Below are 23906 nucleotides of genomic sequence, written 5' to 3'. Positions count from 1 at the left end.
GCCGGCCGCCCCGCCCGCGTCGGATCACAGCGGCGTCTTGGCCAGGATCGGCTTGATCTTGCGTGCCGCGTCGGCGAGCGCGGCGGCCGGGGGCTTGGCGCCGGTGATCGCCTCCTGCATCGCCATCTGGATCGCGCGCGAGATATCCGGCCATTGCGGATGCGGGCCGCGGGCGCGGGCGCTCTCGAGTTGCTTGCGGTAGATGGCATAGGCCTGCGGCCAGAGCGGATCGGCGACGGTGACGTCGGTGCGCGGCGCCAGCCGGCCGGTCTTCCAGCCCTCGTTCAGGATCTTCGGGTCCGACATGAACTCGATGAAGCGGAAGGCGCCATCGGCACTCTTGGCGCCCTTGGGCACGACCCAGTTGTATCCGCCTAGCGCCGAGGCGGCGATGTCCTTGCCCGCCTTGACCGGCAGCAGCGCCAGGCGCCACTCGAACTTCGCTTCATTCTGCAGGCGCGGCAGCTCCCAGGGCCCGCACAGCGCCATCGCGGCGTTGCCGGCCATGAAGGTGTTGGTCACCTCGTACTGGCGCTGGTTGATGACGTCGCGCGAGGCGATGCCGTCCTTGACCATGTCGGCCCAGAAGGCGAGCGCCTCGGCGGCCTCAGGGGCATCGAGCTTGTCGACCGCGCCGCCCGCCTGATGCAGGAAGGGCAGGAACTGGAAGACGCCCTCCTCGGCCTGCACCGCGCTGAAGCCGAAGCCGTAGACGTTCTTGGCCGGATCCTTCAGCGCCTTGGCGGCGTCGAGCAGCTCGGTCCAGGTCTTGGGCGGCTTGTCCGGATCGAGCCCCTTCGCCTTGAACATGTCGGCGTTGTAGCAGAGCGCCAGGGTGTTGGCGTCGCGCGGCACGGCGAAGATGCGCTGCTTCCACAGGCCCGATGCCCAGGGCCCCTTGAAGTAGACATCGGGCTTCACCGTCGTCGATTTCGCGACGCGCTCGGTGAGGTCGGTCAGGGTGCCCTGCGCCGAGAAGCTGGCGACGACGGGATTGTCGAGGGTGACGAGATCGGGCACCGAGCCGCTGGCGATCGCCTTGATCAGCTCGGTCACCATCTGCGGCGCCGGCACGATGCGCGCATCGATGCGATAGTCGTTCTGCGATTCGTTGAACGTCTTGATCCCGCCATGGATCATGTCGGTCTCGAGCGTGAACGGATGCCAGAGGCTGACCGTCTTCGGCTGCGCGGCGACCGGTCCGGCCAAGGCGCACGCCATCGCGCCAACGAGAATTCCCCATCGTCTCAGCACGGCAACCTCCCTGGTGAGCCATTCTTCTTCGTGCTCATCGCAGGAGTTGGCCGGCCCGCGCCGCGGGGCGCAATCGCCTTTGACCCGACAATGGGTAAAACCGGGCAACCAAGCCAGCCAACCGGCCGGGGATCGGAAAGAGATCGGGGCCCGATGCCCGGCCGCAGGACATCCGCGCCCACGCCCTGCACCTGGCATTGGGCTGATCCGCCCCTGCCGAAAGGTCCAGGGTGATTGTCAGTGGACGGTTGGTCTGGGCGCGGGCGTCGGCGACCGCGACGTACCGCTCGGAATGATCGGGAGCGTCGCTTCCTGCTGCGCTCCACGGTCTGCGCGATCCGGGGCGGGCCTCAACCCGGGCCGGCAGGCCCGGGATAAGTCAGGTTCAGTCGACGATTGCCTTCTTCTCCCAGCGATTGTTCCTGACTTCCATCAGGATGACCGGCTTGCTCACGGTGTGATCGCTCTTGATCTCCAGCATTCCGGTCAAAGGCAGGTCGAACTTTCTCAGCGCGATCATCTCCTGGCGGAAGTTCTCGCCGGTGATCGGCATGTTCTTGGCCGCGAGGCTGCGGAAGACGGCGGCCGTGATGTAGACCGCGTCATGGATGAACTGCGTGTAGGGCAGGCCGTTCGGCTCGCGCCCCTTCTCGCGCTTCCAGCGCTCGACATAGGCCTTGACGGCCGGGGAATCCTCGGCGCTCGGGGCCATCGACGTCGCGATGATGCCTTCCGCCCCGGCGCCGAGCTGCTCCAGCAGCTTGGGGTGATAGATCGTCGTATTCGAGGCGACGAGCTGGCGCAGGCCGAGCTGGCGCATCTGCGCGATGACGAGCGGGGAATCCGGCACCAGCCCCTGCAGCTGGATCACGTCCGGATTGGCGGCGCGCAGCTTGAGCAGCGGCCCGGTCCAGTCCGTGGCCTTCTGGTCATAGGCTTCGAAGGCGACGATGGTGCCCCCGGCCTTGGTGAAGGCGTCGCGATAGCTCTGCGCGGCCGTGATGCCCGTCTCGTTGTTGATGTAGATGACGGCGGCCCGCTTCTTGCCGAGCGTCTCGACCTGGTAGCGTGCGATGGCGCCGATATCGACATCGGCGAGCGGCGATGTCGTGTAGACGTAGTCGCCGAGCTTCGAGATATCGGCCGCGGTCGCCGCCACGGAAAGCTCGACGACCTTGGCTTCGTTGGCGATCGGCGCCACGGCCTTCACGACGGAGGAGAAGCCGGTGATGAAGACCGGGACCTTGTCGACCGTGGCGAGGCGGGTGACGGCCGAGATCCCGATCTGCGGATCGGCCTGGGTGTCCAGCACGATCATCTCGAGCTTCTTGCCGTTGATGCCGCCGGCGGCGTTGATGTCGGCGACGGCCCATTCGGCCGCCTGGACCTGGTCGCCTCCATAGAGCGCCTGGCCGCCCGAGGTCGGTAGCGCGAGCCCGAAGCGGAAAGGTGTCGTCTGTGCCTGGGCTGCATGGGTCAGCCCCATCGCGGCGGCCAGCACGGGCACCGCGAGCATCCTGGTGAATGATCTCATGTTTTTTCTCCCCTCTTGTTGGTCAGGCGGCTTGGCGCTGCGTCTGTTCGGCGGCCGCCTCGCCCGCCAGGCGGCCCAGATTGACGGCCATCATCAGGCCGGAGCCGGACATGTAGCCCCAGTCCGCCGGGCCCGAGACGCCGCGCGCCGCGCCGCCCCCTGCGAAAAGGTTCGGAAAGGCGCTGCCGTCCGGCCGCAGCACCCGGCCTGCGGTATCGACCTCCAGCCCGCCCTGGGTGTGGAACAGCGCGCCCGTGATCTTCGCGCAGAAATACGGGGCTTCCAGCGCGGGAAAGCCGCCGAAATCCCGCCCCCAGGGACACGCCGCCTCGCGCCGCGCGATGGCCGCGACCTCGTCCAGCGTGCCTTGGATCGTCGCCGGGTCGCAGCCGATGAAGCCGGCGAGCTCGCCGGCGCTGTCGAAACGCTTGATCGCGCCGCGCTCCTTGGCCTCGACATGGCTGTGCATCTGCATGGCGATGTCATCGCAGCGCTTGTCCCAGATCGCCCATGCCAGGCCGTCCGTCTGCGTCAGGACCTTGAGCGCCTGCTCTGAATAGCCGGCATTCTCGTTCGAGAAGCGGCGGCCCTCCTTGTTGACCTGGAAGCCGCCCTGGGTGAACACCGGCCAGCCGAGATGGACCATGTGCGGCGTGCAGACGGCGCCGTGCCCCTGATAGGATCCGAGATCCTTGATCGAGGCGCCGAGCTGCTCGCCCCAGATCACGGCGTCGCCCCGGTTGCCGGGATGGCCGTGATAATGAGCCTGGCTCATGCCCGGGATGTAGCGCGCGACCAGCTCCTTGTTGCCGCCATAGCCGTTGCAGGCCAGGATCAGCGCCTGGCAGCCGACATCCTCCTGCGAGCCGTCCGGCCGGGCGATCCGCACGCCACGGATCGTCCCGTCGCGCGCGGCGAAGAGGTTCACCACCGTCGCCGAGGTCAGCAGGTCGATATCGCGCTCCGACAAGCGCTGCGTCAGCACATCCATCAGCTCCGCGCCGAAGCGGCTCGGCGAGGCGTGCATATGCATGCGGGAATGGCCGGGATACTGGAAGTCGTCGATGCAGGAGAGCGGCAGCACGACATCCTCGACCAGCCAGTCGACGGTATCGCGGGCGGCCAGCGCGATATGTTTGGCGATCACCGGATCGCACTGGTTCTTCGCCTTGGCCAGGATATCCTTCTCGAGGATCTCCGGGGCGTCCTCGATGCCGGCCTTCTGCTGCAGGCGCGTGCCGCCCGCCGGGATCTGCCCGCCCGACAGCGCCGTATTGCCGCGCGGGACCGGATCGCGCTCCAGAACCAGGACCTCGGCGCCCTTGCCATGAGCGGCGAGCGCGGCGACCGAGCCGCAGGCCCCCGCGCCGACGACGATCACCGCCACCGAGAAGGCGAAGTCGTCGCTATCGTCGAAAAGCACTGTCATCGCGTTCCTCCATGCGCATTCCGCCCGCCAGCGGCGCCCGTCGGCTGCGCGACAAGATTAAGGCGGAAGATTGCTTCGCGTTGCACTGTCGCGAGAAGAGGCCCGCGGGAGAAACCAGATATGCTCGGGGCCGGCAAGGCGGCCTGCGCGGGCGGGCACGCAAATCAGATAGCTGGTTTCGCCAATGCCCCCCTAGCCAGTGCGGCCGTCCGGCGAAGACAATTTGGCATGGTTGAACGGTCTCGGATCGACAGCTCCCGGAGCCTCACGCGTTGCATTGTCCGCATGCCGGCCCCTGCTCGATCGTCCTGCATGGCCAATGGCCGCATCCTTCGTGCCGGAGCTTGCGCGAAGCCATTGCGGGCGCGACGCTGCGCGAGCCCGCTTCGCGCGCGAAGCGGGCCGCCTTTTCACCGCGGCGGGGCGCGATTCCGGCGGCCGACGCCCGCGCCCTCGAGCACATGACGGGAGGATCCGATGAGCAAGCCCTGGGACAACGTGATCACGGCCGAGGAGCTGAAGCGCTACGAAGCCGCCGGCTTCGGCAAGCCGGGCGGCCTCGGCAAGCGCCCGGCGCTGATGATCATCGATGTGCAGTACCGCACAGTCGGGACCGAGCGGAAGCCCTATTGGGAGGCGATCAAGGAGTTTCCGACCTCCTGCGGCGAGGCCGCCTGGGATGCGGTGCCGAACATCGCACGGCTGCAGGCGCTGTTCCGCGAGCGCGGCTGGCCGATCCTCTACCCTTACATCTCGCCCAAGCAGAGCTTCGACTACGGACGGATCGCCGACAAGATTCCGGCGCTGATGACCGTGACCGAGCGCGGCTATGATTTCGTCGACGAGATCGCCCCGCGCCAGGGCGAGATCCTGCTGCCGAAGAAGCATCCCAGCGCCTTCTTCGGGACGCCGCTGACGAGCTATCTGATCGATGCCGGCGCCGATACGCTGGTCGTCACGGGCTGCAGCACCAGCGGCTGCGTCCGCTGCAGCGTGGTCGATGCCTTCGCCTATAATTTCCGGGTCATGGTGCCGCACGACGCCTGCTATGACCGCAGCCCGACGTCGCATGCCGTCAATCTGTTCGACATGGCCTCGAAATACGCCGACGTCGTCTCGACCGCGGAAGCCGAGACGGCCCTCCGCAACATCGCCTGAACTCAAAAAACAGCAAACAACAGGGGGAAACACCATGAGCGCGTTCGTATCCACGACCCGTCGCACCGTTCTCGCCGGCCTTGTCGCCGGCGGGCTCGTTCCCGGTGCGGCGCTCGCCCAGGACAGCTTCAAGTTCGGCCTCGCCATGCCGCTTTCGGGCAGCCAGGCGCTCTACGGGGCCGACCAGGTCAAGGCCGCCGAATGGGCCGTCGCCAAGATCAACGCCGAGGGCGGGATCAACGGCAAGAAGCTCGAGATGATCTCGCTCGACACCCAGGGCGATCCGCAGCTCGGCATCAAGGCCGTCAACCGCCTCGTTTCGGTCGACAAGGTGCCGGCGATCGTCCTCGCCTGGTCGGCCGTGGTCAAGGCGACGGCACCGATCATGAACGACGGCAAGACGCTGGGGCTCTCGGTCGGGGCGAACTCGGCCGATGTCGCCAGGCTCGGCGACTATGTCTACACCACCTATCCGCTCGCCGACGTCGACATCACCGCCGTCGCCAACTACGCCGCGACCACGATGGGGAAGAAGAAGGCGGCGGTCGTCTTCATCAACAACGAGTCCGGCGTCGTCGCCGCCGATGTCTACAAGGATGCCTTCACCAAGGCGGGCGGCCAGGTCGTCGCCTTCGAGGCCTATGATCCCAAGGCCACGGACTGGACCGGGCCGCTGCTCAAGGTGCGCGCCGCGCAGCCCGACATCATCCATGTCCAGGGCGTGGTCGGCGACATTCCCCAGGTCATCGCCCAGATGCGCCAGCTCGGCATGAACCAGACCATCAGCTCCTATTCGGCGATCTACAATCCGAAGTTCCTGGAGCAGCTCGGCAAGGGCGCCGAGGGCGTGATCGCGACCTCGCTGGCGCCGGGCGCCGACGACGCGCCGGCGGTCAAGACCTATCTCGAGCGCTGGGCCAAGGAAGTCGGCCGCGAGCCCAACGGCCTGCCCTACACCCAGTATCTCTACGACGCGGCCTATGTCGTGGCCGCGGTCTTCAAGTCGCTGGACGACAAGAAGATTCCGGTCACCGGCGAAAACTTCCGCAAGGAGCTCCTGGCGGTCAAGACCTTCGAGCTGCCGCTGACCGGCAAGCTCGTGGTCAACGACAACCACACCGTCAGCAAGCCGGTGATCCTGATGGAGGTGAAGGACGGCAAGTGGACCAAGAAGGCGGTGGTCAACTGATCGCCCCGTCGATACGCCAGCCAATCGAGCCGGACCGGACATGTTCACCTTCGATGTGATCGGACAGATCCTCTGGAGTTCGTTCGCGAACTCCAGCTACGCCATGCTGTTCGCATTGGCCTTCTCCCTCGTGCTGAAGGTGAACGGCGTCTTCAACTTCGCCCAGGCGGCGATGATGACGGCGGCCTTCTACGGCGCCTTCACCATGGTGGCCAAGCTCGGCCTGCCCGGCTGGGCCGGCTTCGTCGTCGCCCAGGTGCTGGCGATCGGGGCCGGCATGGCGATCGAGTGGTTCGGCTATCGCAGCCTGCGGCTGCGCCGCGCCTCGCCGCTCTTCGTCTTCATCTTCGCGCTGATCCTGTCGGAGCTCGTCGCCTATACGACGATGCTGATCTTCGGCACCTGGCCCTCGACGATCTTCGCCTCGCTCCTGTGGCCGGTGACGCTCGTCGGCAACATCGCGATCAGCGACTGGGACATCCCCGCCGTGCTCTCGGCGCTGGCCTCATGCGCCGCCCTCTTCCTGTTCCTGCGTTACACGCGCCCGGGGCAGAGCATGGTGGCGGTCGCCGACAATGCCGATCTCGCCGAGCTCTACGGCATCGACAAGGCCAGGATCTACGTCATCGCCATCGCGATCGCCGGCAGCCTCGTCGGCCTGGGCATGTTCCTCTACGGGACGCGGGCCCAGGTTCAGCCGATGAGCGCGATCGAGCTGATGCTGTTCGCCGTCATCGCCACCATCGTCGGCGGCATCGGCAACATCTGGGGCGCGGCGCTCAGCGCGCTGGCGCTCGGCATCGTCCAGAACAGCAGCGTGCTCTTCATCCCCTCCGAATGGCAGGGGCTGCTGATCTACATCCTGCTGTTCGTGGCGATCATCTTCTTTCCGAACGGCGTCCGGCTGCCCTCGCCACGGCTCGGCCGTCAACGGACACCGACCCCCGTCCTCACCGACGACCAGCCTGGGAGCTGACCGCCGTGGACTACATCTATTCCATCATCATCCTGGTCAGCCTGTCGATCATCATGGCGTCCAGCTTCAACCTGAGCATCGGCTATGGCGGGCTGATCTCGATCGCCCACCCGGTCTTCTACGCCATCGGCGCCTATGCCTCGGCGCTGCTGGCGCGCAATCTCGGCGTGCCGGTGCCGCTGGCCATGCTGGCGGGCACGGCGGTCGCGGTCGCCTGTTCCCTCTTCCTGGCGCTGTCGTCGCTGCGGGTCTCGGGCGACTATCTGATGATCGCGAGCATCGGCTTTCAGCTCGGCGTGCTCGAGCTGATCAAGAACATGGCCTGGACCGGCGGCGCCGGCGGGCTGACCAACATCCCGGCCTTCCTGACGCCGACGCTCGGACGACTGTCCTATGTGGTCCTGGTCGTGCTCGTCGCCATGCTCGTCGTCTTCATCGTCAACCGCATCGCCCACGGCCCGGCCGGGCGCGCGCTCAGCGCGATGCGTGACGACGAGCTCGCCTTCTCCAGCCTCGGCCGCGACGCGACCGGGCTCAAGCTCGGGGTGTTCGCGCTGAGCTCGGGCCTCGCCGGCTTCGCCGGCTCGCTCTACGCCCATTATTTCCGCTACCTCACGCCGGAGCAGTTCGACGTGCTGCAATCGGCGGCGCTGCTGACGATGATCGTGGTCGGCGGCATCCGCTCGACCTGGGGTCCCGTCGTCGGCGCGGTGATCCTGCAGGTCCTGCCGCAGGCCATCACCTTCCTCGATCTGCCCACCAGCGTGCTCGGCCCCTTGCAGGGCTTCCTGTTCACGGGCCTCGTCCTCGTCTTCATGTTCGTGCGCCCGCAGGGCCTCGTGGCGGCGGGCGATGTCTGGCGTTCCCATTCAGCGACGGTGCCGCATGGCCGCCATTCTTGAAGTCCGGCGCCTCTCGAAGCGCTTCGGCGGGATCGTGGTCGCCGATGCGATCGATCTCGACCTGACCGCCGGGCGCGTGCTCGGCCTGATCGGGCCCAACGGCGCCGGCAAGACCTCGCTGTTCAACCTGATCTCCGGCGCCGTCCGGCCGGATGCCGGCACGCTGAAGCTCGACGGGCGCTCGATCGACCGGATGGAGGTCCATCGCCGGGCCCGGCTCGGCCTCAGCCGGACCTGGCAGAACCTGCGGCTGTTTCCGTCGCTGACCGTGATCGACAACCTGATCGTGGCGCCCCGCGCCTATCCCAGCGACAGCCTGTTCCGCATGGTCTTCGCGCCGGGCCGGGCGGCGGGCGAGGAAAGGGCGATCCGCGCCAAGGCCTATGAGATCCTGGAACGGACCGGCCTTGCCGATGTCGCCACCCAGCCTGCGGCCGATCTGACCTATGGCCAGCAGAAGCTCGTCGGCGTCGCCCGCGCGCTGATGAACGATCCGCGCTGCCTGTTGCTCGACGAGCCCATGGCCGGTGTCGAGGGGCAGGCCTATCGCACCGTCCAGGCCGTGGTCCGGTCGCTGGCCGAGAGCGGTATCGCCGTCTGCGTCGTCGAGCACAACGTCGCCTTCGTGCGCGACCTTTGCGACGAGGGCGTCTTCATGTTCGCGGGCAAGGTGCTCGCGCGCGGGCCGGTCGAGACTCTGATCGCCGATCCGCGCCTGACCGAACTCTATTTCGGGACCTGAGCGATGTTGGAAACCCGTTCCCTCGTCGCGAAATACGGCACGCTGACGGCGCTCGCCGACATCTCGCTGAAGCTCGAACCCGGCGTGCGCCTGGGCGTCTTCGGGCATAACGGCGCCGGCAAGACCACGCTGCTGCGCTGTCTCGTCGGCGCGCACGCGCCGGCTTCCGGCGAGGTGGAGTTCGACGGCCGGCCCGTCGAGGCCGGGCATGTCGCGACCAATGTGCGCCGCGGCATCGCCTTCGTGCCGCAGGGCCACAACGTCTTCCCCAACCTGTCGACCGAGCAGAACCTGCGGATCTCGGGCCTGCTCTTCGACCAGTCCTTCATGGCCGAGATCCTGAAGATCTTCCCCGTCCTCGCGGAACGCCGCAAGCAGCGCGCCGGCTCGATGTCGGGCGGCGAGCAGCAGATGCTGGCGCTCGGCATGGCGCTGATGACGCAGCCGAAATGGCTGCTGCTCGACGAGCCGTCGACCGGGCTCGCCCCGGTCATCGTCCGCAACGTGATGGCGCGGCTGAAATCGATCAACGAGTCGCTCGGCACCGGCCTGGTGATCGTCGAGCAGAACGTGCCCGCCACGCTGAAGACGGTCGATCGCGCGCTGATCCTGAAATCCGGGCGTGTGGTCTTCTCCGGGACGGCCGAGGAGCTGTCCGGATCGCCCAATCTCTGGGAGTGGTTCTGATGGGCAAGCAATCCCCCGAGCGCAGCCGGAGCGGCGAGGAGGTCCGGGAGCTGATGGAATGGGCGGTCGCCGCGCGCCGGCGGCCCCTGCGGGAGGATGTGCGCCGGCGCGCCGCGCTGATCCTCGCCGACGATATCGGGGCGATGGTCGCCGGCTCGCAGGAGAATCAGGTCGTCGCCGCCCAGGCCAAGGTGCTCGCCGATGCCGCCCCGCGCGCCGAGGCTCATGTCTTCGCGGCCGGCGTCGCGCGCTGCGACCGCTACACCGCGGCCGTGGCCAACGGCCTGGCCGTGACCTGGTGCGAGCTCGACGAAGGCTTTCGCAACGCCTCCTGCCATGCCGGCGCCTACACCCTGCCGGCCCTGCTCGCCGAGGCGGAGGTTCGCGGCCCGACGGTCGAGGCGCTGCTGCGCGACATCGCCATCGCCTATGAGGTCACCACGCGCTTCGCGCTGGCTTTCCCCTTTCCGCGCTTCACCGTGCATCCCCACGCCGCCTTTCCCACGATCGGCGCCGCCGCGGGCAGCGCCGTGGCGCGCAGGCTCGATGCGCAGGCGATGCTGCGGGCGGTCTGCGGCGCCGCGAGCATGACCTATGCCGGGCATTTCGACACCGCGGTCGAGGGCGCGCTCGTGCGCAATGCCTGGACCGGCGTCGGGGCCTGGATCGGCCTGCGCGCGGCCGATTGGGCCGATTGCGGCATCGGCGGCCTCGCGACGAGCCCCTACGACACCTTCACCGATTGCCTGTCGACCGAATATCGACCCGGCGCGATGGTCGAGGCGCTCGGCGAGCGCTGGTCGGTGAGCAACGGCTACCACAAGGTCTTCGCCTGCTGCGGCTACGCCCATGCGGCGGTCGAGGCGACGCTGGAGCTGCTGGGCCGGCTCGGCGAGCGGACGATCGACGACGTCGCCGAGGTCGAGATCGCGACCAGCCCCGGCGGCATGGCGCTCACCACGGTGAAGCCGGAGACCGTGCTCGCGGCGAAATTCTCGATCCCGCATTCGGTCGCCGCGACGATGGTGATCCGCGACGCGGGCCGGCGCGCCTTCGTCGAGGACACGCTGACCGATCCGCGCATCGCGCGCCTGCGCGAGGCCATCCGCCTGGTGCTGCATCCCGATATCCGGCCCTGGCCGAACGACCGCCCGGCGAAAGTGACGTGGCGCTTCCGCGACGGCACCGTCTGGACCGCGGCTTGCGACAATGCGCGCGGCGGCGCCGACCAGCCCTTCGACGACGAAGCCCTGTTCGGCAAGCTGCGCGACAATGCCGAGGCGGTGTTCCCGGCGATGCCGCGCCTGTTGTGGTCGGTCGTCGAAGGCGATCCGGCGACGCTGGCGCGCCCCTGGCCCGCCCTTGCGGCCGCGCTGACAGGACCTGCCCGATGACCCTGGCGCGCGCGCTCGTCGAGGCCTCCGCCGCCATGGCCTCGGCGCCGATGCCGGCGCAGGCCCGCCACGCGGCCCTGTTGCATCTGCGCGATGCCGTCGGCGTCGGCCTCGCCGCCGCCGGCTCGCCCGTGGGCCGGCCCTATCAGGTCCTCGCAGCGCGCCAGACCTCGCGCGGTGCCGCGACGATGTTCGGGCTTTCGACCGGCGCGGAACCGGAAATGGCGGCGCTGATCAATGGCGGGCTGATCCACAGCCTGGAATATGACGACACCCACACCGCCTCGATCGTGCATGGCAGCTCGCTCGCGGCCGCCGTCTCGCTGGCGATGGCCGAGGATCGCGATCTCTCCGGCGCCGATCTCATCGGCGCCTTCGCGCGCTGCTGGGAGATCATGATCCGCATCGGCCTCGCCACGCCCGGCGGCTTCCAGCAGCGCGGCTTCCACATCACCTCGGTGGCCGGGACCTTGGCGGGCGCCCTGATCGCCGCCGAGATGCTCGACCTGAGCCATGACGAACGCGTCGCGGCGATCGGCATCGCGCTGAGCCAGGCCGCCGGCGTCTTCGAATTCCTCAGCAACGGCGCGGCCAGCAAGTCGCTGCATCCGGGCTGGGGGGCCCATGCCGGCATTCTCGCGGCCAAGCTCGCGGCCGCCGGCCTGACCGGCCCGGAAACCGCGCTGGAGGGCCGCTGGGGGCTGTTCCCGCATTTCGCCGGCGACGCGGCGGCTCCCGCGGCCTTCGCGGCGCTCCTCGGCGACCTCGGCCAGCGCTGGCATATCGGCGAAGCCGCCTTCAAGCTCTCGCCCTGCTGCCATTTCCTCCACCCCTTCCTCGAGGCGGCCGGGCTCGCCGCCGCCGCCGGCTATACGCCGGACAGGATCGCGCGGCTGCTCTGCCGGGTGCCGCGCGGGGCGGCGCCGATCATCTGCGAGCCCTGGCCCGACAAGCAGAGGCCGGCGACCGGGCATGCGATGCGCTGGAGCCTGCCGGCGACCGTGGCGGCGCGCCTGGTCGAGAACGAGATCACGCTTTCGACCTTCGAGCGCGCGCCATCCCCGGCGGTGCTGGACCTCGCCCGGCGCATCGCCTGGGAACCGCTCGAGCCCTCGGCCTTCCCGACCCGCTTCGAGGCCGAGATCGTGGTCGAGGGCACCGATGGCAGCCGCGAGACGATCAGCATCGCGGATGCCTATGGCAACGCCTCGCGCCCGGCCGGACAGCGCGAGCTCGACGCCAAATTCACCACCAACGCCGCCCGTGTCCTGTCCGCCGACGCGGTCGCGGCGCTGCAATCGGCTCTGGACGGCCTGGCGGACGCGCCGCGGCTTGCCCCCCTGTCCAGCGCGATCCGGCAGACTCGACAAGGATAATCCGCATGAACCCGTACGACCTGATCATCCGTCACGGTGACGCCATCCTGCCGGGAACCGGGCGCACCGCCTGCGACATCGCCATTCGCGACGGCCGCATCGCCGCGATCCTCGCCCCGGGCGAGCCGGCTTCGGCCAGCCGCGAGATCGCGGCCGGGGGGCTGGTGATCCTTCCGGGCGTGATCGACGCGCATCTGCATCTCGGCCACGGCAAGGACATCTCCCGGCCGCGCGAGCCGCTCGACGCCGACCGCGAGACGGCCGCCGCCGCCAAGGGCGGCGTGACCTGCTGCATCCCGTATCTGCTCTCGACCGAGCCCTATGAGACCCTGTTCGACGAGGTCATCGGCGTCACCGAGGCCGGCGCGCGCATCGATTTCGGCTACCACCTGATCATCTCGACCGAAGAGCAGCTCGCCGGCATCCCCGGCTATGTCGGGCAGGGCACGCCGACCTTCAAGATCTTCATGAACAACCGCGGCGGCGAGGGCAAGCGCCTCAACATGCCCGATCTGGACGACGGCTATCTGCTGCGCCTCTGCGAGGCGGCGGCGCAAAACGGCGGCATGGTCTGCCCCCATCCCGAGACCATCGAGCTCGCCTGGGTGCTGCGCGACCGCGTCATGGCCGCCGACCCCGAGGGCAAGGGCGGGCTCGCGACCTGGAACGCCACCCGCCCGCCCTTCGTGGAGGCCGATGCGGTGCAGCGCGCCGGCTATATCGCGCGCGTCGCCGGCGCGCCGGTCTATATCGTCCACACCTCCTCGGAAGAGGCGCTGAAGGCGGCGCTGCGCCAGCGCCGGGACGGCTCGGAGATCTATATCGAGACCTGCCCGCAATACCTCACCCATGACGTCACCGCGAAGGAAGGCGTCATCGCCAAGGTCAACCCGCCGCTGCGCGAGCCGAGCGATCGCGAGGCGCTCTGGCAGGCGATCCTGAGCGGCGATGTCGACACCGTCGCCACCGACCACGCCCATCGCGATCTCTCCTCCAAGGAAGGCGGCATCTGGGGCGCCTCGCCCGGAGGGCCCGGCATGGACACGCTGCTGCCGGTGCTGTTGAGCGAGGGCTATCACAAGCGCGGGCTGTCGCTGGAGCGGATCGCCGCGCTGACCTCGGCCAATCCCGCCCGCATCATGGGCTTCGGCGACCGCAAGGGCGCGATCGCGCCGGGCCTCGACGCCGATCTCGCCATCGTCGATCTCGATGCGAGCTGGACGCTGAGGCGCGAGGACGTGGTCTCCAGCGCCGGCTATTCGCTCTATGAGGGCTGGACTTTCAAGGGCCGCGTCCTGCACACGCTGGTGCGTGGCAAGGCGGCGCTGACCGACGGCGTGCTCGACGACGCGGCGGTCGGGCATGGCCGCTTCGTGAAGCGCAAGCTTACCGGCCGAGGCCAATGAGATGAGCCGGCCTTCCGCCGCCGACGCGCTCGCCGAGCTTGAGGTCGGCGGCCGCAGGCTCGGGTTCTTCAGCCTGGCGCAGATGGAGCGGCGGGGGCTCGGGCCGGTCTCGCGCCTGCCGCGCTCGCTGAAGATCCTGCTGGAAAACCTGCTGCGGCATCATCATCTCGGCAAGGCGGTCGAGAGCGGGGATGTCGCGGCGCTGGCGAACTGGACGGCCGATCGCAAGGGCGGGCGCGATATCGCCTATCACCCGGCGCGCATCATCATGCCGGATTCCTCCGGCATTCCGCTGCTGGCCGATCTCGCGGCGATGCGCGACGCGATGGTCGATCTCGGCGGCGATCCGAGATCGATCAATCCGCTCTCGCATGTCGACATCGTGGTCGACCATTCGGCGATCGTCGACGTCTTCGGCAGCGCCGATGCCGCCGCGCGCAATCTCGCGATCGAATATGAGCGCAACGGCGAGCGCTACGCCTTCCTGCGCTGGGCCCAGAGCGCTTTCGCCAATCTCAGGATCGTGCCCTCGGGACAGGGCATCATCCATCAGGTCAATATCGAGTATCTGGCCAAGGTCGTCCTCGTCGACGAGACGGCGCTGCCGGGCACGCCGCTCGCCTTCCCCGATACGGTCCTGGGGATGGACAGCCATACCCCGATGGTCAATGCGCTGGGCGTCGTCGGCTGGGGCTGCGGCGGCATCGAAGCCGGCGCGGCCATGCTCGGCCAGCCGGTCTCGATGGCGATCCCCGAAGTGATCGGGGTACGCTTCGTCGGCAAGCTGGCGCCGGGCGTCACCGCGACGGATCTCGTCCTGACCGTGACCGAGCGCCTGCGCAAGCACGGCGTGGTGCAGAAATTCGTCGAGTATCTCGGCCCGGGCCTGACGCATCTGACGATGGCGACGCGGGCGACGATCGCCAATATGGCGCCCGAATACGGCGCGACGATCGGCTTCTTTCCGATCGACGCCGAGACGCTCGCCTATCTCGCCGGCACCGGCCGGAGCCAGGAACAGATCGACCTCGTCGAGGCCTATGCCAAGGCGCAGGGCCTGTGGTTCGACGCGCAGGCCGCCGAACCCGATTTCACCGATCTGATCGAGATCGACCTCTCTCAGGTCGTCACCAGCCTCGCCGGCCCCAAGCGCCCGCAGGATCGCGTCGCGCTGCCGCAGGTGAAGGCCGCGCTGGACGCGGTCCTGGATGCGGCGGGCACGCCGCGCAAGCAAAGCCGCGTCACGATCGGCGGCACGGAGCATGTGCTGGCCGACGGCCACCTCGCCATCGCCGCGATCACCAGCTGCACCAACACCTCCAACCCCAACGTCATCATCGGCGCGGCCCTGCTGGCGCGCAACGCCGCGGCCCGCGGGCTGACGACGAAGCCCTGGGTCAAGACCTCGTTCTCGCCGGGCTCACGGGTGGTCGCCGAATATCTCAGGCGGGCCGGCCTGCAGTCGGATCTCGACCGGCTCGGTTTCCAGGTCGTCGGCTTCGGCTGCATGACCTGCATGGGCAATTCCGGGCCGCTCGACGACGGCGTCGCCCGCGCCGTCGACGAGGATGGGCTGGCGCTGGCCGCCGTGCTCTCGGGCAACCGCAATTTCGAGGGCCGGGTCCATACGCGCTGCCGGATCAACTATCTGGCCTCGCCGCCGCTGGTCATCGCCTACGCGCTCGCCGGGCGGATGACGCTCGATCTGACGCGGGAGCCCATCGGCACGGATCGCGCGGGAAAACCCGTCTACCTCGCGGATATCTGGCCTTCGGACGAGGACATCGCCGCGATCATCCAGAAAGTGGTGACGCCGGACCTCTATCGCGAGCGCTATGCCGATGTCTTCGCCGGCGACGAGCACTGGCGCAGGCTTGCCGTGCGCGGCGGCGACACCTTCGCCTGGAAGGATGAATCCCGCTATATCCGCCGCCCGCCCTTCTTCGGCGGCATCCAGCGCGAAGCCGTGCCGCCCGGCGACATTTCGGGCGCGCGCATCCTGGCCATGTTCGGGGATTCGATCACCACCGACCATATCTCGCCGATCGGCGTGATCGCGAATGACAGCCCGGCCGGGGCCTATCTGTCGAGTCAGGGCATCGCGCCGAAGGACTTCAACTCCTACGCCTCGCGCCGGGTCAATCACGACGTGATGGTGCGCGGCACTTTCGCCAATATCCGCATCCGCAACGAGATGGCCGGCGGCCGCGAGGGCGGCCACACCCTGCACATGCCGGATGCCGCGCCGATGTCGATCTATGACGCCGCCATGGCCTATCGCCGCGAAAAGGTGCCGCTCGTCATCGTCGCCGGCTGCGATTACGGCGCGGGGTCCTCGCGCGACTGGGCCGCGAAAGGCACTTTGCTGCTCGGCGTGCGCGCCGTCCTGGCCGAGAGCTTCGAGCGCATCCATCGCTCCAACCTGATCGGCATGGGCATCCTGCCCTGCGAGTTCCAGGCCGGGCAGTCGCGCAAGACGCTTGGCCTCGACGGCAGCGAGACGATCGACCTGATCGGGATCAAGGCCCTGAAGCCGCGCGCCCCGCTCGTTTGCGTGATCCACCGCGCCGATGGATCGCGCCGGCAGGTCACGCTGACCGCCCGCATCGATACCGCCTACGAGCTCCAGTATTTCCGCAATGGCGGCATCCTGCAGCTGATGCTGCGCCAAATGCTGAAAGCCGCCTGATCACGAGGATTGCGCCATGACCTGGCTTGTCGAACAGAAGATGCCCACCCCGCCCGGCGACCGCATGGCCGAGCTCTGGCGCCGGCCGAACATCCTGCGCATCCCCGGCGCCCATCACGCCTATGCCGGCATCGTCGCGAAACGGGCCGGCTTCGAGGCGCTTTATCTGTCCGGCGGCGCGCTCTCCCAGATGCTGGGGTTGCCGGATCTCGGCATCATGACGCTCGAGGAGGTCTGCTTCTTCGCGCGCAGCATCTACCGCGCCACCGGCCTGCCGATCCTGGTCGACGGCGATACCGGCTATGGCGAGGTGCTGAACGTCGTGCGCATGGTGCGCGAGCTGGAGGATGCCGGCGCGGCGGCCGTCCAGATCGAGGACCAGATCCTGCCGAAGAAATGCGGGCATCTGAACGACAAGAAGCTGGCCTCGCCGCAGGAGATGGCCGCGAAGATCGCCGCGGCCCGGAAAGCACGCCGTCATCTGCGGATCGTCGCGCGCACCGATGCCCTGGCGCAGGAAGGGATCGAAGCCGCGATCGCCCGCGCCAGGCTCTACCTCGAGGCCGGCGCCGATGCGATCTTCCCCGAGGCGCTGACCTCGGAGGAGATGTTCCGCACCTTTGCCCGCGCCGTCGACGCTCCCCTGCTCGCCAACATGACCGAATTCGGCCGCACGCCGTTCTTCACGGCCGAGCAGTTCGAGGATTTCGGCTTCAAGATGGTGATCTGGCCCGCGACCTCGATGCGCGTCGCCTCCAAGGCGCTGCACGAGCTTTACGCGACGCTGGCCGAGGCCGGCACCGTCGAGGGCTATCTGCAGCACCTCTCGACCCGCGCCGAAGTCTACGATGTCATCAAATATTCCGATTACGAGGCGCTGGACAGCACCATCGCACAGAGCATCGTGCCGCCGCCGCTGTCCTAAGGGCCACCCGGGCGGCCGATCCGCCGCCGCTGCGGGCGGTCCCGGTCAGCCTCCTTCATAATCTCATCGGACCGGTAGCACGGCCGGTCCGGCCAGAGGGGCGGGTGCGAACTGCCCGTGCCAGAAGCCGTTGCGCACCAGTTCGTTGACCTGGGTGCGGATGAGATGCGCGACCTGGCGCGTGGCGCGGCTGGGCGGGCGCTCGTTGGAGGTCGCGAGCCTGAGGCGCCGGCTGATCGCCGGGGCGACGATGGGCGAGGCGGCGATCAGCCCCGCGGCGACCTCGTTGAAAACGGCCGAATAGGGCAGGATGGCGTGAACGCCCCCGGCCCTGATCAGGTTCTTGACGGTGCCGAGCCCGTTGATCTCGACGACCACGTTCAGATTCACCTTGGCCTTGGCGCAGGCATCGTCGATGAGCACGCGCAGCCCGTGCGGACGGCTCGGCAGGACGAAGGAGATGCCGGTCAATTCGGTAAGCGAGACGGGGCGGCCGGGTTCGAGCGGCCCGCCGGTCGGACCGACGACATACATCTCCTCGACGACCAGTTCATCGCCCAGCAGCGTCGGCATCCGCCGCGTCTCGTAGAGGACGCCGATGTCGAGCTGCCCGTTGAGCAGGTATTCCTGCACATAGCCGCTGAAGGTCTCGACGATCTTGATCCGGACGTCCGGGAAATCGAGCAGCACCTGGGCCAGCAGCTTCGGCAGGATGATCTCGGTGACCGAGGGCGGGACGCCGATGGTGACGTTTCCCGCCGCGGTCATATTCTTGATGTCGACGAGGATGGCTTCGGAATCGCGCAGCAACTGCTTGGCGCGCTCGAAAAAATGCTGTCCTGTCTCGGTCAGGACGACGCCGCGGCCGTTGCGATAGACGAGCGCGGTGCCGAGTTGCTCCTCGATCTCGCGCACCTTTCGGCTCAGGGCGGACTGGGCGACGGACAACTGGGCCGCGGCACGGGTGAGACTGCCCGCTTCGACGATCTTCACGAAAACATCCAGCTTGCGGAGATCCACGAGTTCCAAGCGCTCCTCGCTCAATCGGGCCGACCTTCGGCCTTGTAATTGATCGCATTCTCCTTTGTCCGAGGCAAATGCCGAGGGCGCGGCCCGATCGGAGCTTCGCCACCCGGCGCCCCCGACGCCGCGCGCAGGCGAGGCCATGATCGCGCCGATAGTCGAAATCGCATCATACCTGATTGCAGGCTTTGGCGATTGAAGCACGACATGGCGGCGCAATAGCCTAGAGCTCCGGACCGAACGGGGGATTCCACTCTTCGGAAAAATCCGGTGCCAAGACAAAAGCTCAGACCGCCACCTTGCGCCCGGCAGGACGCAACGGCGGTCTGGCTCCGCTATCCGCGGTGGAGTTCCGATGCAGCGCAGCTTCGTCGACATCCGGGAAGGGCAGGTTCATTACCGGGCGGCTGGAGCGCGCGGACGGCCGCTCGTCATGATTCACAACTCGCCGGGTTCGAGCCGGAGCCTCGTCCCCCTGCTGGCGGCCCTGGCGCGGAACCGGCGCGTCATCGCGGTGGATACCCTGGGCAACGGCGATTCCGCCGCGCCGGCACCGTTGCGGCCCAATATCGCCTATTTCGCCGATGCGCATATCCGCACCCTGGACGCGCTGCGGCTGAAGGAGGTCGATCTCTACGGCTACGGCGTCGGCGCGAGCATCGCCTGTGAGATGGCCATCGCCCTGCCGGACCGTGTCGGCCGGGTGCTGCTTCACGACATGCCGGCCTGTCCGGCAGCCGACAGGGAGGGGCTCCTGGCAAGCTCCGAGCGCCGGATCCTCCCGGATTCGGAGGGCACGCAATTCCAGAGGCTCTGGACCATGGTGCGCGACGCCCACCTGTTCTCGCCCTGGTCCATGCGCGATAGCGCCCATCCGCGCGGACCGGACTTCTCATCGGCGGACGAGATGCATTACGAGGCCGTCGAGCTGCTGAAGGCCATCGACACCTATGATCTGCCGGCCCGGGCCGACGTCCTGTATTCACGCAGTGATCGACTGTCCATCTTGCCGAGCCAGAAGGTGTTCATCTTCCAGTTCGACCACTCCCTCAAGAAAACTCTCGCGACGATCGCCATGACGGGCCGGGCTGATATCCTTGAAATGTCCGAGAACGATAATCTCTATGAGCTCATCGGCGAGCTTCTTGAAGCAGATTGAGGTACCGCAGCCATGGCTGCGATAACGGCGGGTGGGGAATAATGACCAAGAACAGCTTCCTGATCGGCGCGGTCGGCGATGTCTTCATCGACCGGCCTGACAATGCGCTCGATCTGTTTGCGCCGGTGCGCGGCATTTTCGGCGAAATCGACCTGCTGATCGGCAATTGCGAGGGTGCGTTCTCCAGTCGCCCGGCCTATGCGCCGAGCTCGACCTGGCGCGTCGTCTCGGATCCGCGGAATGCCGAGCCCCTGGGCCCCGCGGGCTTCCATGTGATGTCCTGCGCCAACAACCACACCATGGATGCAGGCTATGTCGGGCTCGCCGACACGCTCGAGGCGTTGCAGGGACAGGGCATCCTGACGCCGGGCGCGGGCCAGAATCTGGAGGAGGCCAACCGCCCGGTGACGCTCGAAAGGCAGGGATGCCGCGTTGCCGTCACCTCCCATGCCTCGGTCTTCCAGTCGGGCTACGGGGCGCGGCCGCAGATGCCCGGCATCGCGACCATGCGCGTGCATTCCCATTACTACTTTCCGGAATGGGACGAATCCGGCCGGATCGAGCCTGGTGCCAGGCCGCATGTGCGCACCTTCGCCTGGCCCGAGGACATCGCCTCGCTCGGGGAGACCCTCGCCGGCGCCAGGGCCCAAAGCGACGTCGTCGTCGCCTCCTTTCACTGGGGCTCGGCCTGGAAGCGCGGCATGATCACCGACTATGAGCGCGAGATCGCCCGGGCCGCCATCGACGCGGGGGCGGATCTGGTGCTGGGCCATCATCACCATTTCCTGCGGGGGATCGAATTCTACAAGGGCAAGCCGATCTTCTACGGCCTCGGCCATTTCGTCTTCGACCTCGCCTGGATCGGCAAGATGCTGCCCGCCGCGGAGATCGAGCGTCTCAAGGACGCCTACGGCGATTATGCGATCTATCCGCGCGAGGGCTATCCGCTGCTGCCCTTCCACCCCGATGGTCGCCTGACGATGATCGCGCTCGCGGCGGTCGAGGACGGGCGGATCGGCGAGGTCGGCTTCGTTCCATGCATCATCGGCCCGGATAACCGCGCAAGCCCCGTATCGCTCGACTCCGAAGGCGGCCGTATGGTGCTCGACTATGTCAGGTTGGTGACGCGTGAAGGCGGACATCCGACAGAGTATCGGCCGAGCGGTCGAACGATCGGCGGATATGGCATCATATCCGCGCATCAGTGCGCTTAGGCGGATTTGCGGTGTCGGGCCGGCGGTTTCGTCGATTACGGTCGCTCGGCGCGACCGAGCCGAGCGGCCCACTTTTATATGAAAATTCATGCACTTGAACTGCAATGAAATGAAATTGCCCGACTTCCGGCCGGATGACACTCTGCCACGAGCCATCAACCCTGTTCAGGCCGCCGTCTGTTGTTCGTCCTCACCCGAACGGACGAGCCACGCGAGGCCTGTTCGCAAGGGGATATGAAAGGACGCGGAGTGACGAACGTGCAGGGCGCAGGCGGACCGCAGGATCGTGCCCCCAGAACCGTGGCGGCGGCCAATGGCGTCGCGGCGGATGAACGCTTCGGAGCCGTCGCCCCGCCACTCTATCTCTCCAGCAGCTTCGCTTTCGCCGGCTACGATGCGATGCGCGACTACGACTATTCGCGCACGGCCAATCCGAGCCGGGACCTGCTGGCCGACACGCTGGCGAGGCTTGAAGGCGGGGCCGGGGCGATCATCACCGCTTCGGGCATGGCGGCCGCCGATCTCGTTCTCTCCCGGCTTGGCCGGGACGACCGCGTGATCGCGTCTCACGATTGTTATGGCGGAACCTGTCGGCTGCTCGCGGCCCGCCGCGACCGCGGGCAGTTCGACCTTGCCTTCGTCGACCAGACGGACGAGACGGCGATGGCAGCCGCCCTGGAAGCCGCCGCCGCGCTCGTCTTCATCGAGACGCCGAGCAACCCGACGATGGCCCATGCCGGCATCGGCGACAGCCTGCTCCGGCTCTCGGTCGGGCTCGAGGCCGAGGCCGATCTGCTGGTCGATCTGGCGCGCGGCCTGGATGCGATCGGCACCGCGGAGGCGAAGGTCGCATAGGATGGTGGAGACCTCGGAGAAAATTGCCGAGAAGCTCGGCGCAGCGCTCCTCGCGAGCGCGGCCGACGCGATCCTGGCGACCGATCGGGACGGCGTCATCCGCTTCTGGAATCCGGGCGCGGCGCGGCTCTTCGGCTTCACCGCCGAGGAGGCTGTCGGGGCCTCGCTCGACCTCATCATCCCGGAGCGGCTGCGGCAGCGGCATTGGGACGGCTGGGACAAGGTTATCGCTTCGGGCGTCACACCACGCTACGGCGCCGGCGACCTGCTCTCCGTCCCGGCTCTCGCCAGCGACGGCCGGCAGATCTCGGTCGAGTTCACCATCGCCCTGCTGAACGGCCCCGACGGGCGGATCGACGGCATGGCGGCCATCCTGCGCGACGTCACGCCCCGTTTCGAGGAGTTGCGCCGGCTGCGGCGTGCGCTGGCCGAACAGGCCAGGCCCGCGCATCCGGAAGCGGATCGGTGATGACGGCCTTCCCCAACCCGGCGCCGGCCCCCGATGTGGCGCGCTGGTTCAGCACGCCGGAGCCGCGGTGATCGGGCTCCACACCGTCTTCGAGCATCATGCGGCGATGACGCCGGTCTCGCTCGAAGCCTTCGTCCACGAATTCCGCCTGACCTTCCCGATCGGCGTCGACCGCCCGTCGGAGCAGATCAGCCAGAGCCGCGTGCCCAGTCCGGTTCCGGCATGGCCTGCCTCGCGTCTGCGACGTCAGGCCTCGTGGCCGGGCTCTGCGATGCGCGGCAGCGTCTCGAACTGGTGGAATGGCGGCGGCGAGGACAAGGTCCATTCCAGCGTCGTCGCGGCCTCGCCCCACGGATTGTCGCCGGCCGGGCGCTTGCGCCAGAACGCCTCGGCGACCGTCACGAAGAAGACGACGAGGCCCGCCGCCGCGGTGTAGGAGCCGAGCGACGAGACGAGGTTCCAGCCGGCGAAGGCGTCGGGATAATCGGCATAATGGCGCGGCATGCCGGCGAGCCCGAGGAAATGCTGCGGGAAGAACACCATGTTCACGCCGACGAACATCAAGGCGAAATGCAGCCGCCCAAGCGCCTCGTTGGTCAGGTAGCCGCTCATCTTCGGGAACCAGTAGTAGAAGCCGGCGAAGATGCCGAACACGGCGCCCAGCGACAGCACATAGTGGAAATGCGCGATCACGTAATAGGTGTTGTGCAGGACGCGGTCGATCGCGACATTCGCCAGCACCACGCCGGTGACGCCGCCGATGGTGAACAGGATGATGAAGCCCATCGCCCAGAGCATCGGCACGCGGAAGTGGATCGAGCCGCCCCACATCGTCGCGAGCCAGGAAAAGACCTTGATGCCGGTCGGCACCGCGATCACCATCGAGGCGAAGGCGAAATAGCGCTGGGAATTGAGCGACATCCCCACCGTGTACATGTGGTGCGCCCAGACCAGGAAGCCGACGATGCCGATCGCCACCATTGCATAGGCCATGCCGAGATAGCCGAAGATCGGCTTCTTCGAGAAGGTCGAGACGACGTGGCTGACGATGCCGAAGGCCGGCAGGATCATGATGTAGACCTCCGGGTGCCCGAAGAACCAGAACAGGTGCTGGTAGAGGATCGGATCGCCGCCGCCGGCCGGGTCGAAGAAGGTCGTGCCGAAATTGCGGTCGGTCAGCAGCATGGTGATCGCGCCCGCCAGGACCGGCAGCGCGAAGAGCAGCATGAAGGCCGTCACCAGCATCGCCCAGGCGAAGAGCGGCATGCGGTGCATGGTCATGCCCGGCGCGCGCATGTTCAGGATCGTGGTGATGAAGTTGATCGCGCCCAGGATCGAGGCCGCGCCCGAGAGATGGATCGACAGGATGACGAAATCGACCGCCGGGCCCGGCTGCCCGGTCGCGGCCGAGAAGGGCGGGTAGAGCGTCCAGCCGCCGCCATGGCCGGTGGTCCCCGGCGCGCCCTCGCTGAAGAGCGAGCAGAGGAACAGCACGAAGGAGGCGGCGAGCAGCCAGAACGAGATG

20 protein-coding genes and 1 pseudogene (1 of these 21 only partly in view) are annotated in these 23906 nt (G+C 67.8%); 16 read left to right on the top strand and 5 right to left on the bottom strand.

Features of this window, described 5'->3' with window-relative positions; all coding sequences use genetic code 11:
- Positions 1-24 precede the first annotated feature (24 nt).
- From M9917_RS06280 to M9917_RS06270, 3 genes are all read right to left on the bottom strand, one after another.
- The gene (locus tag M9917_RS06280; RefSeq protein ID WP_297251880.1) at positions 25-1209 is read right to left on the bottom strand and encodes an ABC transporter substrate-binding protein; all 1185 of its coding nucleotides are present in this window, start codon (positions 1207-1209) and stop codon (positions 25-27) included.
- A 430-nt stretch (positions 1210-1639) separates the two neighbouring features.
- The gene (locus M9917_RS06275; RefSeq protein ID WP_297251878.1) at positions 1640-2788 is read right to left on the bottom strand and encodes an ABC transporter substrate-binding protein; all 1149 of its coding nucleotides are present in this window, start codon (positions 2786-2788) and stop codon (positions 1640-1642) included.
- Positions 2789-2810: 22 nt separating this feature from the next.
- Positions 2811-4217, bottom strand: coding sequence for an FAD-dependent oxidoreductase (locus M9917_RS06270; protein WP_297251876.1), 1407 nt, complete (start codon positions 4215-4217; stop codon positions 2811-2813).
- Positions 4218-4694: 477 nt separating this feature from the next.
- Between M9917_RS06270 and M9917_RS06265 the strand changes: the two genes are divergently transcribed.
- The 11 genes from M9917_RS06265 to prpB are packed head-to-tail and all read left to right on the top strand — an operon-like array spanning position 4695 to position 17661.
- Entirely contained in the window at positions 4695-5375 is a 681-nt protein-coding gene (locus M9917_RS06265) for an isochorismatase family protein (protein ID WP_297251874.1), read from the top strand.
- A gap of 34 nt (positions 5376-5409) precedes the next feature.
- Complete coding sequence (locus M9917_RS06260) at positions 5410-6564, top strand: ABC transporter substrate-binding protein (RefSeq protein WP_297251871.1); 1155 nt, start codon at positions 5410-5412, stop codon at positions 6562-6564.
- A gap of 40 nt (positions 6565-6604) precedes the next feature.
- On the top strand, positions 6605-7540 hold the full coding sequence (locus tag M9917_RS06255; protein WP_297251869.1) for a branched-chain amino acid ABC transporter permease: 936 nt from the start codon (positions 6605-6607) through the stop codon (positions 7538-7540).
- 5 nt (positions 7541-7545) lie between these two features.
- The gene (locus M9917_RS06250; RefSeq protein WP_297251867.1) at positions 7546-8442 is read left to right on the top strand and encodes a branched-chain amino acid ABC transporter permease; all 897 of its coding nucleotides are present in this window, start codon (positions 7546-7548) and stop codon (positions 8440-8442) included.
- Positions 8426-9184, top strand: a complete 759-nt coding sequence (locus M9917_RS06245) for an ABC transporter ATP-binding protein (RefSeq protein ID WP_297251865.1) — start codon at positions 8426-8428, stop codon at positions 9182-9184. Before M9917_RS06250 ends, M9917_RS06245 begins: the two co-directional genes overlap by 17 nt.
- Positions 9185-9187: 3 nt before the next feature.
- The gene (locus M9917_RS06240; protein ID WP_297251863.1) at positions 9188-9871 is read left to right on the top strand and encodes an ABC transporter ATP-binding protein; all 684 of its coding nucleotides are present in this window, start codon (positions 9188-9190) and stop codon (positions 9869-9871) included.
- Positions 9871-11265, top strand: a complete 1395-nt coding sequence (locus M9917_RS06235; protein WP_297251862.1) for an MmgE/PrpD family protein — start codon at positions 9871-9873, stop codon at positions 11263-11265. Before M9917_RS06240 ends, M9917_RS06235 begins: the two co-directional genes overlap by 1 nt.
- Complete coding sequence (locus tag M9917_RS06230) at positions 11262-12641, top strand: MmgE/PrpD family protein (RefSeq protein WP_297251859.1); 1380 nt, start codon at positions 11262-11264, stop codon at positions 12639-12641. The genes M9917_RS06235 and M9917_RS06230 overlap by 4 nt, the downstream gene beginning before the upstream one ends.
- 5 nt (positions 12642-12646) lie before the next feature.
- On the top strand, positions 12647-14047 hold the full coding sequence (locus M9917_RS06225; protein ID WP_297251857.1) for a dihydroorotase: 1401 nt from the start codon (positions 12647-12649) through the stop codon (positions 14045-14047).
- Position 14048: 1 nt separating this feature from the next.
- Positions 14049-16736 (top strand): aconitate hydratase AcnA, encoded by a 2688-nt coding sequence (acnA, locus tag M9917_RS06220; RefSeq protein WP_297251855.1) that lies wholly within the window; start codon positions 14049-14051, stop codon positions 16734-16736.
- Between the two features lie 16 nt (positions 16737-16752).
- Positions 16753-17661, top strand: coding sequence for a methylisocitrate lyase (gene prpB, locus M9917_RS06215; protein ID WP_297251853.1), 909 nt, complete (start codon positions 16753-16755; stop codon positions 17659-17661).
- Between the two features lie 63 nt (positions 17662-17724).
- On the opposite strand, the gene M9917_RS06210 is transcribed toward prpB, so the two are convergent.
- Positions 17725-18828, bottom strand: a complete 1104-nt coding sequence (locus tag M9917_RS06210; protein WP_297254745.1) for a LysR family transcriptional regulator — start codon at positions 18826-18828, stop codon at positions 17725-17727.
- Positions 18829-19039: 211 nt separating this feature from the next.
- Between M9917_RS06210 and M9917_RS06205 the strand changes: the two genes are divergently transcribed.
- The 5 genes and pseudogenes from M9917_RS06205 to M9917_RS06185 all read left to right on the top strand — a co-directional run.
- Positions 19040-19843, top strand: a complete 804-nt coding sequence (locus tag M9917_RS06205) for an alpha/beta fold hydrolase (RefSeq protein WP_297251852.1) — start codon at positions 19040-19042, stop codon at positions 19841-19843.
- Between the two features lie 41 nt (positions 19844-19884).
- Complete coding sequence (locus M9917_RS06200) at positions 19885-21057, top strand: CapA family protein (protein ID WP_297251850.1); 1173 nt, start codon at positions 19885-19887, stop codon at positions 21055-21057.
- Positions 21058-21306: 249 nt separating this feature from the next.
- Positions 21307-21912 (top strand): PLP-dependent transferase, encoded by a 606-nt coding sequence (locus M9917_RS06195; RefSeq protein WP_297251848.1) that lies wholly within the window; start codon positions 21307-21309, stop codon positions 21910-21912.
- 1 nt (position 21913) lies between these two features.
- Positions 21914-22381 (top strand): PAS domain-containing protein, encoded by a 468-nt coding sequence (locus M9917_RS06190; RefSeq protein WP_297251846.1) that lies wholly within the window; start codon positions 21914-21916, stop codon positions 22379-22381.
- A gap of 61 nt (positions 22382-22442) precedes the next feature.
- Positions 22443-22565: pseudogene (locus M9917_RS06185) on the top strand (TlpA family protein disulfide reductase); the annotation flags it as partial.
- Positions 22566-22627: 62 nt separating this feature from the next.
- Here the strand turns inward: M9917_RS06185 and ctaD are convergent.
- A protein-coding gene (ctaD, locus tag M9917_RS06180) for a cytochrome c oxidase subunit I (protein WP_297251844.1) crosses the window boundary here: on the bottom strand, positions 22628-23906 show its 3' portion. 335 nt of this gene lie beyond the right edge of the window; only the last 1279 of its 1614 coding nucleotides appear in the window; its start codon lies off the right edge, out of view — the gene reads right to left on this strand; it ends in the stop codon at positions 22628-22630.

This window comes from Bosea sp. (in: a-proteobacteria) (assembly GCF_023953965.1).
Classification (GTDB): domain Bacteria; phylum Pseudomonadota; class Alphaproteobacteria; order Rhizobiales; family Beijerinckiaceae; genus Allobosea.
This window is presented reverse-complemented; position numbering and strand designations above follow the sequence as displayed.

Coding starts and splice junctions, on each gene's coding strand:
- M9917_RS06275 (WP_297251878.1), bottom strand. CDS start 2,788: ATGAGATCATTCACCAGGATGCTCGCGGTGCCCGTGCTGGCCGCCGCG.
- M9917_RS06270 (WP_297251876.1), bottom strand. CDS start 4,217: ATGACAGTGCTTTTCGACGATAGCGACGACTTCGCCTTCTCGGTGGCG.
- M9917_RS06265 (WP_297251874.1), top strand. CDS start 4,695: ATGAGCAAGCCCTGGGACAACGTGATCACGGCCGAGGAGCTGAAGCGC.
- M9917_RS06260 (WP_297251871.1), top strand. CDS start 5,410: ATGAGCGCGTTCGTATCCACGACCCGTCGCACCGTTCTCGCCGGCCTT.
- M9917_RS06255 (WP_297251869.1), top strand. CDS start 6,605: ATGTTCACCTTCGATGTGATCGGACAGATCCTCTGGAGTTCGTTCGCG.
- M9917_RS06245 (WP_297251865.1), top strand. CDS start 8,426: ATGGCCGCCATTCTTGAAGTCCGGCGCCTCTCGAAGCGCTTCGGCGGG.
- M9917_RS06240 (WP_297251863.1), top strand. CDS start 9,188: ATGTTGGAAACCCGTTCCCTCGTCGCGAAATACGGCACGCTGACGGCG.
- M9917_RS06235 (WP_297251862.1), top strand. CDS start 9,871: ATGGGCAAGCAATCCCCCGAGCGCAGCCGGAGCGGCGAGGAGGTCCGG.
- M9917_RS06230 (WP_297251859.1), top strand. CDS start 11,262: ATGACCCTGGCGCGCGCGCTCGTCGAGGCCTCCGCCGCCATGGCCTCG.
- M9917_RS06225 (WP_297251857.1), top strand. CDS start 12,647: ATGAACCCGTACGACCTGATCATCCGTCACGGTGACGCCATCCTGCCG.
- acnA (WP_297251855.1), top strand. CDS start 14,049: ATGAGCCGGCCTTCCGCCGCCGACGCGCTCGCCGAGCTTGAGGTCGGC.
- prpB (WP_297251853.1), top strand. CDS start 16,753: ATGACCTGGCTTGTCGAACAGAAGATGCCCACCCCGCCCGGCGACCGC.
- M9917_RS06210 (WP_297254745.1), bottom strand. CDS start 18,828: ATGGCCTCGCCTGCGCGCGGCGTCGGGGGCGCCGGGTGGCGAAGCTCC.
- M9917_RS06205 (WP_297251852.1), top strand. CDS start 19,040: ATGCAGCGCAGCTTCGTCGACATCCGGGAAGGGCAGGTTCATTACCGG.
- M9917_RS06200 (WP_297251850.1), top strand. CDS start 19,885: ATGACCAAGAACAGCTTCCTGATCGGCGCGGTCGGCGATGTCTTCATC.
- M9917_RS06190 (WP_297251846.1), top strand. CDS start 21,914: ATGGTGGAGACCTCGGAGAAAATTGCCGAGAAGCTCGGCGCAGCGCTC.